Origin of the sequence: Salinibacter altiplanensis, from assembly GCF_002894645.1 — a bacterium.
GTDB classification, from domain to species: domain Bacteria; phylum Bacteroidota; class Rhodothermia; order Rhodothermales; family Salinibacteraceae; genus Salinibacter; species Salinibacter altiplanensis.
The window spans coordinates 591879-608795 of sequence record NZ_NCQY01000009.1; the positions used below are offsets into that span (position 1 = coordinate 591879).

General features: G+C 65.9%; 12 protein-coding genes. 2 read left to right on the forward strand and 10 right to left on the reverse strand.

Translation table 11 applies throughout. The features are described from left to right. Together B7R93_RS05670 and B7R93_RS05675 are read left to right on the forward strand one after the other, a co-directional pair. Nucleotides 1-1565: efflux RND transporter periplasmic adaptor subunit (locus B7R93_RS05670; protein ID WP_198598592.1), on the forward strand; the 1565-nt coding region annotated here is incomplete at its 5' end. Nucleotides 1566-1630: 65 nt separating this feature from the next. Beyond that, nucleotides 1631-4747, forward strand: a complete 3117-nt coding sequence (locus B7R93_RS05675; protein WP_103019833.1) for an efflux RND transporter permease subunit — start codon at nt 1631-1633, stop codon at nt 4745-4747. Nucleotides 4748-4798: 51 nt separating this feature from the next. Here B7R93_RS05675 and B7R93_RS05680 read toward each other — a convergent pair whose 3' ends face one another. From B7R93_RS05680 to B7R93_RS05725, 10 genes are all read right to left on the reverse strand, one after another. Then, nucleotides 4799-5248, reverse strand: a complete 450-nt coding sequence (locus B7R93_RS05680; RefSeq protein WP_157942212.1) for a hypothetical protein — start codon at nt 5246-5248, stop codon at nt 4799-4801. A gap of 117 nt (nt 5249-5365) precedes the next feature. Continuing rightward, nucleotides 5366-5674, reverse strand: coding sequence for a P-II family nitrogen regulator (locus B7R93_RS05685; RefSeq protein WP_103019835.1), 309 nt, complete (start codon nt 5672-5674; stop codon nt 5366-5368). A 146-nt stretch (nt 5675-5820) separates the two neighbouring features. Next, nucleotides 5821-8943 carry an efflux RND transporter permease subunit gene (locus B7R93_RS05690; protein WP_103019836.1) on the reverse strand — a complete coding sequence of 1041 codons (3123 nt, stop codon included), beginning with the start codon at nt 8941-8943 and terminating at the stop codon, nt 5821-5823. Nucleotides 8944-9134: 191 nt separating this feature from the next. Further along, nucleotides 9135-10580, reverse strand: a complete 1446-nt coding sequence (locus tag B7R93_RS05695; protein WP_157942213.1) for an efflux RND transporter periplasmic adaptor subunit — start codon at nt 10578-10580, stop codon at nt 9135-9137. Nucleotides 10581-10656: 76 nt separating this feature from the next. Next, nucleotides 10657-11946: a TolC family protein gene (locus B7R93_RS05700; protein ID WP_198598593.1), complete on the reverse strand. Its 1290-nt coding sequence runs from the start codon at nt 11944-11946 to the stop codon at nt 10657-10659. Between the two features lie 445 nt (nt 11947-12391). After that, on the reverse strand, nt 12392-12871 hold the full coding sequence (locus B7R93_RS05705) for a hypothetical protein (RefSeq protein WP_157942214.1): 480 nt from the start codon (nt 12869-12871) through the stop codon (nt 12392-12394). A 238-nt stretch (nt 12872-13109) separates the two neighbouring features. After that, complete coding sequence (gene htpX, locus B7R93_RS05710; protein WP_103019840.1) at nt 13110-13937, reverse strand: zinc metalloprotease HtpX; 828 nt, start codon at nt 13935-13937, stop codon at nt 13110-13112. 436 nt (nt 13938-14373) lie between these two features. Then, entirely contained in the window at nt 14374-15096 is a 723-nt protein-coding gene (locus B7R93_RS05715; protein ID WP_103019841.1) for a CPBP family glutamic-type intramembrane protease, read from the reverse strand. Between the two features lie 103 nt (nt 15097-15199). Continuing rightward, nucleotides 15200-16183, reverse strand: coding sequence for a LysM peptidoglycan-binding domain-containing protein (locus tag B7R93_RS05720; protein WP_103019842.1), 984 nt, complete (start codon nt 16181-16183; stop codon nt 15200-15202). A 15-nt stretch (nt 16184-16198) separates the two neighbouring features. Further along, the gene (locus B7R93_RS05725; RefSeq protein WP_103019843.1) at nt 16199-16528 is read right to left on the reverse strand and encodes a tetratricopeptide repeat protein; all 330 of its coding nucleotides are present in this window, start codon (nt 16526-16528) and stop codon (nt 16199-16201) included. Between the last annotated feature and the right edge of the window lie 389 nt (nt 16529-16917).

A 16917-nucleotide genomic window follows, 5' to 3' on the forward strand; every position in this document is an offset into this window, starting at 1 on the left:
TCGCCGCTTTGCTTGCCTTCGGAATCACGCTCGCCGGATGTGCAGACGACCCGCCCGGAGGCGACTCGCACGGAGCAGGAGACAGCCACGCTGCGTCTGAGGACGGCCACGGCAGCGGGATCACCACGACCGTGTGGTCCGACAGCATCGAAATTTTTGCCGAGCATCCTGCGATGATTGCGGGGGAGACGAGCGCTCCCTGGGCCGTCCACGTGACGCGTCTCGACGGCTCTCGCCCGTTTACGGAGGGGGCGCTCACGCTTCGCTTCCGCCGTCCGGACGGGGCGGCGTATGTCCATGCCGTCGATGGGCCGTCGGAACCCGGCATCTTCACGCCCCGGCCCTCGATTCCAGAATCTGGGACCTTCCGGCTTTTCATGATCGTGGAGGGGACGCAGCTGCAGGACACCATTGAGGTTGGCGACCTCACCGTTTACGAGGATGCCTCGGCAGCACCGACTCCGGAGGCGAGTGAGGCGGAAATATCGTACCTCAAAGAGCAGCAGTGGGAGACGGCGTTCGGCGTCGCGGAGGCTCGGAAGCAATCGGTGCGGCAGTCGGTCGAGGCGCCGGGGACGGTTGAGCCGGTGGCAGGACAGCTTGCGAAGGTGTCGGCGCCAGTAAGCGGCCTCACTCCCGCCCGGCCCAACCTGGACATGCCCGCGCCCGGCGACCGGGTTCGCGAGGGGCAAACACTGGGAATTCTCAGCCCGTCGGGCGGCGACGGGTCGTACGCTAAGCTCAAGAGCCGCGCCCAACGGCTGCGTCGAGAGGTGGGGCGGGCCGAACGGCTCGTGGAGGCAGAGGCGATCCCCCGAAAGCGCCTCGTGGAAGCGCGCCACGACCTAGAACTGACCCGAGCCGCCCTTGAATCGATGGGCGAGAGCAGTGGAGAAGCGCCCTCACAGATGACATCACCCTCGCAGATGAAATCATCCTCGACCGAGGCGTCTGAGGGCGACTCCGAATTCACTTACTCCCTGAAGGCCCCGATTAGCGGTCGGGTCCAGGAGCGCCATCTTGCGCCGGGAAGCCGCGTGGAGGTCGGGTCGGTGCTCTACACAATCGTTGACCCGAGCCGCGTGCGGATCCGCCTCCGGGTGCCCGCCGAACGCGCAGCCGCTGCAGGCCGGGCCACCGGGGCCGTCTTCACGGTCGAAGGCAGCGACACCGCCCATGAGGCGAGCCGGGTGGTTTCGACGGGAGCATCGATCGACCCGGAAACGCGGACGCTCCCGGTGCGCCTCGAAGCGCCCAACCCGGAGGGCACGCTTAAAATCGGCATGATGGCCGACGCCCGTCTTCTTCTCGAACGCGCCCAGTCCGGCATCACCATCCCCAGCGAGGCCATCCAGACCGAGGACGGGCAGCTGGTCGCCTACGTGCAAACGGGAGGTGAGTCGTTCGAGCGGCGGCCTCTTCAGCTCGGCCCGACCGACGGGCAGTATGCCTTGGTGGAGCGTGGCGTCCAGGCGGGCGAGCACGTCGTCACCGCCGGGGCCTACCAGGTCTACCTCGCCTCTCTGGGCAGCAGCCAGACCGCGGGTCACGGGCACGCGCACTGACCGGCAGTTGGAACCAGCATTCGGCGCGCTCTCGCCTTCTCCTTGTACTTTTCCTTTCGGAAGCGATGCTCGATCGCACCATTCAGTGGGCCCTTACGAATCGACTGACAACCCTCGTCGGCGCGGTGCTTCTGCTCGCGGCGGGCGGGTACGCGGCCCTCACGATGCCGGTCGACGTATTTCCGGATCTGACGGCCCCTCGCGTAACGGTGATCACCGAGTCGCACGGGATGGCGCCCGAGGAGGTCGAGAAGCTCGTGACCTACCCGATTGAGACAGCCGTCAATGGCGCGGCGAACGTGCGCCGCGTCCGGTCGAGCTCCGCTCAGGGCTACTCCATCGTGTGGGTCGAGTTCGAGTGGGGCACAGACATTTATCAGGCCCGACAGATCGTGAGCGAAAAGCTCCAGCTCGTCGGCGGGCAGCTCCCAGGCGGCGTGAATGCCCCCGTAATGGCCCCCATCACGTCGATCATGGGGGAGATCCTGCTCGTCGGCCTCACCAGCGACGAGCACTCCATGCGGGAGGTGCGGACCGCCGCCGACCGGGTCGTGCGGCGGCGCCTGCTTGCCATCGACGGCGTGGCACAGGTGATTCCGCACGGGGGGGAGGTGAAAGCCTACAAAGTCACGGTCGACCAGGAGCGGACGCGCACGCTTGGAATTTCCCTCTCGGAGGTGATGGAAGCGGCGGAGGGGTCCAACGAAAACGCAGCGGGCGGCGTCTACCAGCAGGACGGGCGCGAAGTGCTCATCCGCGGCGTCGGGCGGACGCAGGAAATTGAAAAGATCGGGGCCACGGTCGTCACCAGCCGCGATGGGGCGCCGATCCGACTTCGGGACCTGGCGGACGTGGAGGTCGGCACGCAGCGTCCCCGTCTCGGCACCGGATCGGTCAACGGCGAGTCGGCCGTGGTCGTCTCCATCCAGAAGCAGCCCGGCGCCAACACCTTAGCGCTCACCGAACGGGTCTCCGCCGAGCTCGATCAGATCGAGGGGCAGCTTCCCGCCGGGATGACGGTGAACCGCTCAATCTTTCGGCAGGCCGACTTCATTTCGCTGGCGGTGAGCAACGTGATTGAGGCACTGCGCGACGGGGCCTTCCTCGTCGTCGTAATCCTGTTTCTGTTCCTCTGGAACGTGCGGACGACGACGATCTCGATCCTCGCGATTCCGCTCTCCCTCTCGGTGGCCCTTGTGGTGATGTACGGCCTCGGCATCACGATCAACACCATGACCCTCGGGGGGCTGGCCATCGCAATCGGCGCGCTGGTGGACGACGCGATCATCGACGTGGAGAACGTCTTCCGTCGGCTCAAGGAAAACGCCCAGAAGCCCGATAAGGACAAGAACCCGGTGCTCCGGGTCGTCTACAAAGCGTCGATGGAGGTGCGCGGGCCTATCTTGAACGCCACGCTCATTATCAGCGTGGTCTTCGTACCGCTCTTTTTCCTCTCCGGCGTGCAGGGGCGGCTCCTACAGCCGCTGGGGCTGGCCTATATCGTTGCGATCCTGGCCTCGCTCTTTGTGGCCGTCACCGTGACGCCCGTGCTCTGCTACTACCTGCTCCCGACCTCCTCGACCGTGCAGGCAGGCGAAGACACGTGGGTCGTGCGGCAGCTCCACGCGGCCTACCGCACCACACTGGACTGGGTGCTGAAACGCTCCCGGTTGGTACTGGGCGCTGCCGGTCTGCTTTTTGCCGTCACGCTGGGGGCACTCCTATTCATGGGGCGCGGCTTCCTCCCGGACTTTCAGGAGGGCACACTCGTCGTTAGCGCCGCCACGGCACCGGGGACCAGCCTACAGGCCTCCTCCGGCATCGCCCGGGAAATCGAAGAGCAGCTCCTGGGCCACCCCGCCGTGAAGGCCACCTCCCGGCGCACCGGTCGCGCCGAGCTCAGCGCCCACGCGCAAGGGGCCAACGCCTCCGAGATCGACGTGCAGGTGGACCTTTCGGAAACGGAAATGAGCGAAGTGACCACCGACGTGCGCGATCGCCTCTCGTCCATTCCAGGAACCAACATCACGATCGGCCAACCCATCGGCCACCGCATCGACCACATGCTCTCGGGCACGCGGACCGACATTGCCCTGAAGATCTTCGGGCCCGACCTCTACGAGCTTCGTGACCTGGCGGGTCAGGTGCAGGGAGCGGTCGAGGGCACCCCCGGTCTCGTCGACCTGTCCGTCGAGCAGCAGGCCGACGTGTCTCAGCTTCGCGTTTACGCCCAGCGGCAACAGATGGCCAAATACGGCGTGACGCCCGGCCGCCTCAACCACAGCATCGAGGCCCTTCTTGGGGGCGAGGCCGTCTCCCAGGTGCGGGAGGGACAGCAGGCCTTCAATCTCACCGTGCGGCTCGACTCGGCCCGCCGGGCGGGGGCCGAGTCCATTCGCGACGTGCTCATTGACACGCCAGCAGGCCCATCGGTGCCGGTCTCCCGTCTCGCGCAGGTGCAGCACGAGCGCGGGCCCAATACCATCAGCCGGGAGGACGTGCAGCGCAAGATCGTCGTCTCGGCCAACACCAGCGGGCGCGACGTAGGCAGCGTTGTGGCCGACCTGCAGCAGCGGATCGAGGGGCAGGTCGACCTGCCGGAGAACTACTACTACGAAATCGGGGGCCAATACGAGAATGCGAAGCAGGCCTCTCGGCGAATCGGCTTGCTGTCGCTGGTCGCGCTTCTGGTCGTGTTTCTTCTTCTCTACCAGGAGTTCGGCAGCGCCCGGGCCGCGACGCTCGTCCTCGTCAACCTTCCGCTTGCGCTCACCGGCGGGGTGGCGGCGCTCTTTCTCTTCCTCGGCGGCACGCTTGACATTGCGGCGATGGTCGGGTTCGTCACACTCTTCGGCATTGCCGTTCGGAACGGCATCCTCCTCGTGAGCCACTACATCAATTTGCTCCAGGAAAACAAGTCGCTCCGTGAGGCCGTCGTTCAGGGCTCGATGGAGCGGCTCAATCCCATTTTGATGACCGCCCTCACAGCGGGGCTCGCGCTCGTCCCACTGGCACTGGGCGGGGGGGAGCCGGGCAAAGAGATTCAAACGCCCCTCGCCATCGTAACGATCGGCGGACTTCTCACCTCGACATTTCTCAACATGGTCGTCGTGCCGGTCCTCTTCGACCAGTTTGGCGATGCGGAGCAGCTTCGCCAGTCGACAAAGGAAAACCTCGCCTGATCGCGGTTGGATCCCTCCTCACCGGTCTGCGGCCTCTGTTGCCGGACCCGACTACGCCTCCAGCCGAAGTCCCATGAGGGCGAGCCCACCCCGGATTTCGGCGCGGTGGACCTGTCCCTGGTTGTATCCGACCCGGACGGTGCCGGCCTCGCTTGCCTGCACGTCCACGACGCCTGTCATGCGGCGGAGTGCCTTCTCAATCCGACGGGCGTGCTCAGCGTCCCGGATCGACGGCGTCTCCCACGCTCCGTGACGGAACTGCTCCGTCAACCGGCGCCCGGTTCCACACGCCGCCTTTCGGAGATGGGTCTCACCCGCCCGGTCCGAGTCGTAGTGGACGCAGAGCTTGGCGGCTTCGCCGGGGGCCGCCTCGGTCACGTGGGCACGAGTCACCCCTGTGTGCTCGCCGAGGCTCGCCGACAGGCGCCGGGCGCAGGGATCCTCCGCGGAGGGAACGTCTGGGAGCACGTCGGCAAGGTCAATCTGAAGGGTAGATGGCATCGGGACGTAGGGCATCTCAGAAGTCGCTCTCGCAAGTCGCTCTCGCAAGTCGCGTGGCAGAACGTCGAGCTGCCATCAGTCCCCTTCCGGCTTCTCGAACACCGAGTGGACCGCCGCTCAGTCGCGGGCGCCGTTCCGGATCCGGATCGCGTCGGTGACCTCGCTTACGTAGATGGCCCCGTCCCCGGAGCGGCCGGTCTGGGCGTGCTCCAGGATGATGTCGACGACTGGCTCGGCGTCTTCGTCCCGCACCACGATCTCCAGCTTCGCGAGGTGGCTGCGCTCCAGCGGGTCACTGTCGTCGGGATGGCCGTAGACCCGGAGTTCGGAGGCCGCGATGCCGGGCGAATCGGCAGAACGGTCCTCCATCATATCGATCACGTGGTCGGCCACAGCGGGCCGGACGTAGGCTTTGATCTGTTTCATGGTGGCGTGTGTCCGTAAGTGCAATGGAATGAATGGTCTAAGCTCGGATCCGTGTTGCATATCGCACAGCACGTGATACGTGAAGAGTGACGCGTGAGCGCCGACCTCAGCACCTCACGCATCACGTCTCACGCATCACGCTCCCGCTACATCGCCGCCGCGTCAGCCTCCTCGGCGAACCAGCGGTAGATGCTCGGCAGCACAAGGAGGGTCAGCAGGGTCGAGGTGACGAGCCCCCCGATGACGACGGCCGCGAGGGGCCGCTGCACGTTCGACCCGACATCGCTCGCCAGAAGCAGCGGGAGCAGGCCCAGCGAGGTCGTAAGCGCCGTCATGAGCACCGGGCGTAGGCGCAGCTCCGCTCCCTGTATCGCCGCCTCCTTTATTGAAGCTCCCTCCGCCCGGAGGTCGTTGATGTAACTGACGAGCACCACTCCGTTGAGTACTGCCACGCCGAAGACGGCGATGAATCCGACCGCCGCGGGTACAGAGACGTACAACCCGCCTACCCAGAGCGCAAAGATGCCCCCGATCACGGCAAACGGCACGTTCAGGAAGATCAGCGACGCGTAGCGCGCGCTTCCAAACGTCAAAAACAGCATCAGAAAGATGAGCGCCAGCGTGATGGGGACCACGACGTAGAGCCGGTTCATCGCCCGCCGCTGGTTTTCGAACTGGCCCCCGTACTCGGTAAAGTAGCCGGGCGGCAGGTCCACCTGCGCCTTCACCTTTCGCTGGATCTCGTGCACCACCGAGCCCATGTCCCGCCCCCGCACGTTCAGCTGCACGAAGGAGCGGCGGCTGGCCTTGTTGCGGGAAATCTGCTTTACCCCGGTGAAGACGTCGACCGTGGCCACCTGCTCCAGCGGGACGACCGCGCCCTTCTCGGTGCGGATGGGCAGCTGTCGAATCTGCTCGACCTTGTCCCGCTCTCCCTCCTGCAGCCGGACGAACGTGTCGTAGCGCCGGATGCCCTCGAAGACCTTTCCGGCCGTCGATCCGCCAATGCCGGTCTCGACGGTCTCAAGGAAGTCGTCGATCGAAATCCCGAGGCGGGCCAGCTCGTCCCGGGTGGGACTCACGAGTACCTGCGGCTTTCCGCCCTGCTGCTGGGGCCGCACGTCGACCGCTCCGTCCACGGTGCGGATCACCTCCGCCATTTGCCGGGCTTTTGCAGAGAGGGTGTCGAGATCCGGCCCGTAGAGGCTGGCCACCACCTGCGACCGGACGCCACTCAGAAGCTCGTCGGTCCGCAGCTGAATGGGCTGGGTGAAGTTGGCGGCCAGGCCGGGCACGTCCTCGCTTAGCTGCTCGGCCATCGCCGTCTGGAGTTCTTCGTAGTCCCGGCCCTGCTCCCACTGCCCGAGGGGCTTTAGGTCCACGACGTTGAAGAGCACGTTGACCGGCTCGGGGTCGCCTCCCACCTCCGCCCGGCCGACCCGCGTGAAGACCCCATTCACCTCCGGAAACTGCTTGAAGCTCTCCTGGAGGCGCTTCGCGTAGTCGTTGGTTGACTCCAGATTGGCCCCCGGCGGCATGACGGCCCGCACGGCGTAGGTGCCCTCCCGAAGCGTCGGCTTGAACTCGGCCCCCAGGAAGGGAAAAAGCGCGAGCGTTCCCACCAGCAGGGCCAGCGCCCCGCCCACGATCATGCGGGGACGCTCGTAGGCCCACGCCAGGATCGGCCGGTAGCGCGCCTTCAGCCACGACACGAGCCCCGGCTCCTCCGGGACGCTCTCTGTCGAGAGCAACACAGACGCCGCTACCGGCGCGAAGGTGACCGCCAGCACCACGGCCCCCAGCAGGGCAAACGTGATTGTGTAGGCCATCGGCGAGAACAGCTTCCCCTCTACGCCCTGCAGCGTAAAGAGCGGCAGAAAAACGATGATGATTATGCTCGTGGAGAAGACGACCGGACGGCTCACCTCCTGCGCCGCCTCGCCCACGATGCGCGTTATCGACACGTTGCTCAAGTCATCGCGCTCCTGGAGCAGTCGGTACACGTTCTCGACCACCACGGTCGCCCCGTCCCCGATCATGCCGATGGAGATCGCCAGGGCGCCCAGCGTCATCAGGTTCGCCGAGAGGCCGGTCCAGTACATGCCGATAAATGCCACCAGGAAGGCGATCGGGATCGTCGTCATGATAATGATCGTCGATCGCACATCGCCCATGAAGAGGTACAGGACCAAAAGCACGAGCACCGCCCCGATCCCGAGGGCATTCGTGACCGTCCCGACGGCCTTGTTTACCATGTTGCCCTGCGAATAGAAGGGCTCGGCGGTCATCCCCTCCGGCAGCGACTCATTGATCGACGCGATCTGCTGCTCCACGTTTTCGAGTACCGCCTGCGTGTTCGTATTAATCAGCTTCTGCACGAACCCGCCCACCGACTCCTGGGCCTTCGTCGAGTCGGTGCTGGTGATGAGCGATCCCCGCCGGATCTCCGGCCCGAAGGCCACCGTGCCCACGTCCCCCACGTGGACGGGCGTCCCGTCGTGGCTTCCGATTTCGATGTTGCGGATGTCGCTGAGCCCATCCTGGCCGGGCCGGATCCAGCCGTAGCCCCGCACGATGTACTCCTCCCCGCCCCGCTCGACGAACGACCCGCCCACGTTGCGATTGTTGGCGCCGACGGCCGTCCGCACGTCCGAAACCGTCAGGTCCCGCGCCAGGAGCTTGTCCATGTCGAGCTGGACCTGGTACTGCTTCACGTAGCCCCCCAGTGAGAGCACCCCGGTCACGTTCGGGACGGTCCGCAGGCGGGGCTTGACGATCCAGTCCTGCGCCGAGCGGAGATCGGTGAGGGAATGATCCGCAGTGCTATCGCTTTTGACCTCGTACATCATGATGTTGCCCAGGGCCGTCGTAATGGGCCCGAGTTGCGGCGTGCCGAGGCCCTTGGGGATGCGGTCGCGGGCCTTCTGGAGCCGCTCCATCACCAGGCGCCGGGCAAAGTAAATGTCGGTCCCCTCCTCGAAGTAGACGGTGACGCGGGAAAGGCCGAAGATCGACTTGCTCTGCACGCGCTCCAGGTTCGGCAGCCCGTACATCGCGATCTCGATGGGGTAGCTCACCTGCTTCTCCACGTCGACCGGCGAGAGGCCCGGGCTCTCGGTGAAGACGCGCACGAGCGGCGGGCTCACGTCCGGAAACGCGTCGACCGCGATGTTCTGCACGACCCAGTACCCGCCCCCAGCCAGGCCAATCACCGCAACGAGCGTCAGGATCCAGTTTCGGAGCGAGGTGTTGATGAGGCGATCAATCATAGACCTTCATCTGGCATTGAATCATTGAGACGTTGCGGGGACGGTGTCCCGATTGTTAGGCGACACGCGTCATTGTTGGGCGACACGCGTCCGCTGGTAGCATTGCGAGTCGTGAGGGGACGCGGGCCGCGTCGGTCCGCCGCCATTCTCACACGATGCGGCAGTGCTCTCCGCGTGTTGGTGGCCACGCGTTAGTGGCTGTGGGAGGCGCTTCGAGACTGGGACGTGAGGGTCGCCTTCAGGTTAAAGGCGCCCTGCGTGACGGCCCTGTCCCCGGGCTGCAGCCCCGCGAGGAGCTCCACCATGCCGTCCTGTGACTCTTCACCGAGGCGCACCTCGACGGCCCGGAAGTGACCCTCCTGGTCGCCGGGCACGAAGACCATCGGGGTTTCACCTATGGTCTGCACGGCGTCGGTCGAAATCAGCGCCCGCTCCACCGTGGTGTCCGTCGAGATGTGGGCCCGCCCGTACATGCCATCCCGAAGGCGCCCGTTGGGGTTGTCCACCACTGCCCGCATGCGGAGGGTGCGGGTCTCCTCCTCGAGCGTCTGGGAGATGAAGTCGACCTGGCCCTCAAAGCTGGCGCCCGGCATGCCGCTGACGGTGAGCCGCACCGGCTGCCCCTCCTTCACGACGGGCACGTCCCGCTCGTAGCCGTCGATCATGACCCACATCTGCGCGCCGCTCGCGACGTGGAACGGCGTATCCTGCGTGCCGACGGTCTGGCCGATCTTGACGTCCCTCTTCTGGAGGGTGCCGGTCACCGGGCTGGTCATGCGGAAATCCGAGAGCGGCACTTCCCGCTCCCCCGCCGGCTGGAGGGTGTCGGGGGCGGCGCCGTAGATCCGAAGGGTTTCCCGGGCCGACTGCAGCCGCGCTTTCGCTTCTTCAAACTGGGCCTTCGCTTCCAGGAACGACGCCTCACTGGAGATGCTGTCCCGGAAGAGCGTCTGCTCCCGCTGGTAGGCCTGCCGGGCCGTCTGGAGGTGCGCCTGCGCGGAGAGATACTCCGAGCGGGCTCGCCCCAGCTCCACACTCGACAAGACGGCCACCGTCTCGCCCTCCTGCACCTGGCCCCCGAGGTCCTTCGTCACGCGGACCACTTTGCCCTCCACCCGAGGGCCAATCATCGCCACCCGATCCGGATTGAACTCTACAGTGGCCGGGCGGCTAACCGTCGAGGTGGCACTGCCCGCGGTCAGCTCGCGGACCTCAATGCCGAGCGACTGGGCCTTTTCCGCGCCAATCTCGACGGCGCGCGGTGAGTGTTCTCCCTCATGCTCCCCCTCGTGTTCGCCGCTGTGCTCGCCCTGATGTTGTTCGCCTTGATGTTGCCCGCCCCCTTCATCGCTGTGCTCCCCGCCGTTCCCCTCCTCGTGTCCGGCGTGCGAGGTGTCAGGCTGGGCCTTGGAGATGTCAGGCTGGGCCTCGGCTGTCGCAGATTCTAGGTTCGGCTGCGCCTGTCCTCCTCCGCAGCCGGCCGAAAGCACGGCCAGGGCGAAGAGAACGCTGATAAGAGCCGCATATCGGGACGCGAGGGAAGAGAACGTAGACGAACGGTTGTCAGGTGGACGGTTGTCAGGTGGACGGTTGTCAAGTGGACGGTTGTCAAGTGGACGGTTGTCAAGTGGATACATGGGGCAATTCGGGACGAATGAATGGGCAAAGCGTGGGAGAAAACGCAAACGGTCAAGTGGAGGCCTGCTCATGGATCTACTGGAGCGATTCGAGGGGCGTGGCGACGAGGCGCTCAACCCGGGTGCGGGCCTGGTAGTAGCTGCTCAGGGCCCGGACCCGCTGGCGGCGCACGTCGAAGAGGGTGCGCTGGGCGTCGAGCACCTCCAGGTAGCTGAACTTGCCCTGCCGGTAGCCCTGGCGCACCGACTCAAAGGCCGACTGGGCCGCGGGGAACGTCTCCCCGGCGATCGTCTGCGCCTCGTTTTGCGTGGAGACGAGCGAACGGTACGCGCGGCTGAGGGTCGTGTCGAGGCGAACGCGGACCTCCTCGCGCTGCGTACGGGCTCGCTGGAACCGGTACTCGGCGCGCTGGACGGCCCCCTGATTGCGGTCGAAGAGCGGGAGCGGAAGCGCGATTCCTGCCTTAAAGGCCGTCTGGTCACTGCCGCTGCGCCCCCCGAATCGCTGCCACCCGGCCGTCAGGGACGGGACGGGAAACCGGTCACGCTTCTCCAGGGAGAGAACGGCCTCCGCCCGCTCGATCTCATCGCCCTGGCGGGCGAGGGCTGGGTTTTGGCCCAGGGCGTCCTTCACTGCACCGAGCGGGGGCACCGGATCTACGGGGCCGAACGTGCCCCGAACCGCCGAAAAGGCCGTTGTGTCGGGGCGCCCCCACTGCCCAGCGAGCGTCGTCCGGGCTGATTCCTGAGCCTCCTGCGCCCTCCGCAGCCGAATGCGGGCCTGCGAGAGTGGGACTCGGGCGCGCTCCTTTTCCACAGGGCTCACCTCCCCGATCTCCACCTGGCGGGAAACCGTCTGGAAGACCTCCTCCGACAGGCGCACCAGCTCGCGGGCGAGCTGCACGCGCCGCTCGGCGGCCACGAGCCCCACGAAGGCCCGCGTGGTCTGGCTAACCACGTCGAGCCGGGCCGCCTCGTAGTCCCAGCCAGCGAGGGCACGGTCTTGCTCGGCCACGTCGCGCCGCTTGCCGGGCCGCCCCCAGAGCTCGATCGGCTGGCTCACCTGGACCAGCTGCTCGGAGTCGACAAAGTCCCCGATGGGCTCCTCGGTTGAGAGATCTTCGGTCTCGGTGCCGAGGACGGGGTTGGGCCAAAGGCCAGCCTGCAGGGCCCGCGCCTCTTGGGCCCGCACCTCCCAGTTAAAGGACTGCAGGCGCGAGTTATTGGCGAGGGCGAGGGCGAGGCTTTCCTGGAGGGTAATCGTGTCGCCGGGGGCCTCCGACCACCCGTCCGGGCGGCGCAGCAGGCCCTGCGTGGGGCTCGGCCCGTCGCGGGGCGCCTCGTAGGCCGACAGGGTGTCGCTCAAAGGGCGAGGCGCAGGCAGCGTGCCGGGACGCGTAGATGCGCATCCGGCGAGAAGGAAGGCAAGACCGACAGCGCAGACGTAGAGAAGGGGCGTTCGCATACGGGGAAGGGAACTCAGGTGGGGAGACCGGAGGGTGTAGAGATGCGGGTACCCTCGCGTCCATCCAGCTTTGACCTACAGGAAGACCCGCAAGCCGGACGGATTGGGCGGACCCACCGTCGTCGTTCTTTCTCGTAGCGCAAGCTCCTCACAATACGAAGAGGAACCTCCGCTACAGAAAACTCCGCTACAGAAAACTCCGCTACAGAAAACTTCGCTACAGAAAACTCCGCTACAGAAAACTTCGCTACAGGGAGGGCAGGGAAAAGAGGCAAACCGGCCTCTCAACGAGGTCCTGCACGACGACAATCTGTCCACCCGGCGAGGGCGCACAGGCAGGGAGATACTACACCAGCAGCACGACGCTGCCGAGGGACGCGTCTGGGCCCGACTCACTCGGGGCCGACGTGGACGCTTGGAGATGTGAATGGGTTGCGCCTTCAACTGCGGCAAACGGCTTTTCCGCGGGCCCGGTGGAGACGAGAGACAACTGCTCGCCGGTGCCATCAAGAGCGGTGGTCGGTGGCGTGATGGCCGTCCCGCAGGGATCGTCCGCCTCCGTCAGGTGGAGCGGGATGTCCGAACACCCGGAACAGTGGTCCCTCTCTCCGGCGACGAAGACCTCTTGCTCTTTTGAACCAGCGATTTCAGGACGGTCGGCACACGAGCCCGCCTCGGCAGACTCCACATTGACCTGCCCCGTGGGCTCAAGACAGAGCACGAGCTCCGCGGCGTGCGGACTTACCGGAATCAGAAGCAGCAGTCCCAACACTGCTCCACAGACCGTGGACGCCCAGTGCTGACGAATAGAGGAGATTGATCTCACAGGGACACTGCTTCGCTACTAGGAATAATCACTGGGTTTTTCGGCAGGTGCGAGGCAATTGATCCTCTACTTCTTTGAATATATTGTCATGTGCTCATATAAGTGTGAGACATATTAAGGGTACTGGGGCGGTGCAGGGGCGAGAAGTGTACCCGTCCGCACAGTGTTCTCCCGAAGGAACTCCCTCACTGCTCCCGCCCCTCGGATTCCTTGTGCCCCCCATCCAGATCCCCGTTTTCTAGGCACGACCGGCCATTTCTTCGAGGCGGGCGATGCGCTCCTCCGTGGGCGGGTGGGTGGAGAAGAGCCGCTTTATCCCGCTCAGGCCGCCGCTGAACGGGTTCACAATGAACATGTGCGAGGTCGTCTGATTGGCCTGCATGGGACGATGCTCCGCGGCCCGTTCCATGCTCCGCAGGGCACTGGCGAGGCCGAGCGGGTTTTTCGCAATCTCGGCACCCTCCCGGTCGGCGGCGTACTCGCGGCTGCGCGAGATGGCCGACTGAATGAGCATGGCGGCCATCGGGGCGAGGATCATCATGAGGAGCGACACGAGGAAATTGTTGTCCCGCCCGCCGAAGAAGAGGGCAAACCGGGACAGCATCGTGATCGCGCCGGCCAGCGTTGCCGCGACGGTGGACGTCAGCATGTCGCGGTTCTTAATGTGGGCCAGCTCGTGGGCAATCACACCCGCCAACTCGTCGCGCTCGAGCACGTCCATGATGCCTTTTGTCACCGCCACCACGGCGTTGTCCGGGTTGCGGCCGGTGGCGAAGGCATTGGGCTGATCCTGCGGAATAATGGCGACCTTCGGCATCGGCAGGTCGGCGCGCCGCCGCAGGCGGTCGACGAGGTCGTGCAGCTCCGGCGCCTCGGCACGACTCACCTCCTCGGCCCCGTACATGCGGAGCACGATGGAGCTGCTGTACCAGTAGCTGACGCCGTTCATGCCCACGGCGATCACGAAGGCGAGCAGCATGCCACCCGTGCCCCCGAGCGCCTGCCCGATGAGGGCAAAGAGCACGAGCATGACCGCCATGAGCGCAGTGGTGCGGAAAGTGTTCATAACGGGTCGTGTTGGGGCGATTGAGACTGACTGAAATTCACTTTTTGTATGAGCAAGGGGTGTGCCGCGGTCCTCAGACCTGCCGCAGTGTCAGGGGGGGCGCAATCTGTATTGCGTAGTTCGCAGTAGCGTAAAGTTGTTGGCGAATCGGTAGGCAACCTCCTTTGGTGAGGGGAGCAGACCTGGTTTCGCCGTCCCCCGAAGTCATTCAGCACGCGGCATGCGCTTCGTTCGGCTACAGGTGTCCATTTTGATGGCCCCAAAACGGACGAGAAGGGCTTGGCCCGGCAGAAAATGGCCGGGGGGCGTTGAGCGGACACGGGGGCCAGGTTCGGTGGCAAAGGCTCCTCCAAATGAGCAACTTCACACTGTTGCGTAGTTCGTGCTGCGTATCGTGTAGAAGGCTCACCACGAAATACGCGATACGAAATACGCACTACCCGAGCAGTCCCGTCACCACCATCACGTCGTAAAGCGCGTGGGTCCAGGCGGCGACGCCGAAGCCGCGCCACAGGAAGAGGGCGTTGAGGACGAGCCCAAACAGAAGCCGGAACGTGAACGACGGGAGCGCGAACGGATCGCCCACGGGCCCGACGTAGTGGGCAAGGCTAAACAGTGCGGCCCCAAGCAAGGCAGCGAGGACGTACGCCCGGACGGGAGATTCCAGGAGCCGTCGCAGGAGGAGGGCCAGCCCGCCCACGAGCAGCACACGGAAGACCAGTTCCTCGTAGAGCCCGGCCCCGATCGACAAGGCGAGTTGTGTCCAGAGCGCCCCGTCGGGCGGAGGCACCGCGGCAAAGAGGGCCCCGACGGCCGACGAAACAGCAGCCGCTCCTCCGATCGCGTACGCCGCACTCTCCCCCACCAGCCCCATGAAGTAGCGCCCCCGAAGCGGGATGGTGCGGTGCCGGTCCAGCAGGTACGCGGCCCCACCGCCCCCTGCCACGAGCAGCGCGAGGACCAGTCCCCCGGACGCCCCGGTCATCATGAGTAGTTCTTTGATCCACACACCCGCCTCGACCCGCACCGGCCGGGTGGCGTCAAGGTTTACGAGCACGATCATCGTCTCGTAGAGCACGAAGAGCGGCAGGGCGCTGAGGAAGCCGTACGTGGCCGAGCGGGTGGCTCTGTGGTAAGTGCGCCAGCCGGTTGAGGCCATCGCGGCACGGAAGAAAAGAAACGAAGGGAAAAGACCGCAGGGGGAACGCGTGAGGGGTGAAAAGTGATGCGTGACGTTTGACCTCACGTATCAGTATCACGCGTCACTCACCACTTACCCACACCGTCCGCAGCTCTACAGTCGGCGTCGCGTCGGCGTCGATGCCGAGCCGGTCCGCCACGGCCGCCGACACGTCGAGCAGCGTTCCCGCCTCGATCGGGCCCCGGTCGACGACGCGGGCAAAGGTGTGGCGGTCCGCCTCGGGACGCGAGAGGACCACGACGGAGCCGTAGGGGAGCGACGGGTGGCTCACCACGAGGGCGTCGGGGACGTACGGCGTGCCACTGGCCGTGAGGCGACCGGCGAACGGGTCCGGGTAGACGGCCACGGCCCCCGTCGAGTCGGGCGCGGCCCAGTCGCCCGGAGGCGGCACCTCCGGGGCCTGCCGGCCCGGCAGGCGGAGGCGCTGGCCCGGCTCCAGCGCGGTCGTGTCGAGGGCGTTGGCCATCCGGAGGGCCCGGGTGCTCACGCCGTACGTGCCCGCAATGCCGTAGAGGGTCTCCTCGGGCTGGACCACATGACTCGGCGGGGCAAAGCGCTTGGGGAGCCGGAGGGGCTCTCCCGGCGCAAGGGGCGCGGTGGTGCTGTCGTTGAGGGCGTAGAGCGTGTCCGCCGTGGTGCCAAGGCGAAGGGCGAGAGTGACGAATGAGTCGCCCTCCCCGGCCGTGTGACGACCGTACACCGGCGGTTCTGCGGCGGCCGTGTCCGAAGGCGGTGGGTCCGGAGGCGGTGGGTCCGCGGCGGCCGAATCCAGCGGGGCATTCGTCGTGTCGGGGGACGCCTCTGTACTGCCAACGGGATGGGGCGGCCGCACGCGGAGGGCCTGTCCCACCCGCAGCGCCGTGTCCTCCAGGTCGTTCCAGCGCCGCAACGCTTCGACCGACACCCCCGCGCGCCGGGCGATGCTGTAGAGCGTGTCGCCGGACTGGACCGTGTAGACCGAGTCGGCTGGGGACTGGGCGTGCCCCACCGGGGCCGTGCCGGCCCGCATCAGCAGGAGGCCCAAAACGAGAACGACAGTGCGCATCGGCGGGCGAGAGGGTCAGTCAAATCCAATGCCTTCGGCCTTTAGCTTCGCGTCCTTGAGCTCCGACAGGTCCTTCTGGGTGCCCTGCTCGCGGGCCACCTCAATGCCCTGTGCGTACGTGTCAATCGCATCGTCGGTGCGGTCGAGGCGCTCATAGAGCTTGCCAAGGTGGTAGTACGTCCCCACGTAGTCGGGGTCCGTCTCCACGAGCGCCTCGAACAGGTCGAGGGCCCGTGCGGCATTGTCGTGCTTCAGGTGCTCCTGCGCGAGGGCGTAGCGCGTGAACGGGTCCTCCGGGTCTTCTTCGTGGAAGGCCTTCAGCTGATCCAGTCGGTCGGTGGGCATGGGAATGCGGGGCTACCAACGTGTGAGCAGGACTCTAAACAAAACCGACGCCTCGGGAGAATCTCCAACCTCCTTGACGCTGCAGGAAGGACGCGGAGAGGGGGGACCGCGGAGAACCTGCCATGGAGGGCACACTCCCACGCCCCCCGGTCCCCATGTCCCGTACGCCCACAGGCAAAGGCGGTTGCCCCCCGCACAATGGGTAAAAACGGTTCACAAAATTCCCCACACATCAGTCGGAGAAGGAGGATCGGCGTTTTGATCGGCTGCGGGGGCATCATGCGTCACGTCATCACGCATCATTCCTCACCACGAGCCCCCGGCACCGCCGCCGCCGAAGCTGCCGCCCCCGAACCCCCCGAAGCCGCCTCCACCCCCAAAACCACCCC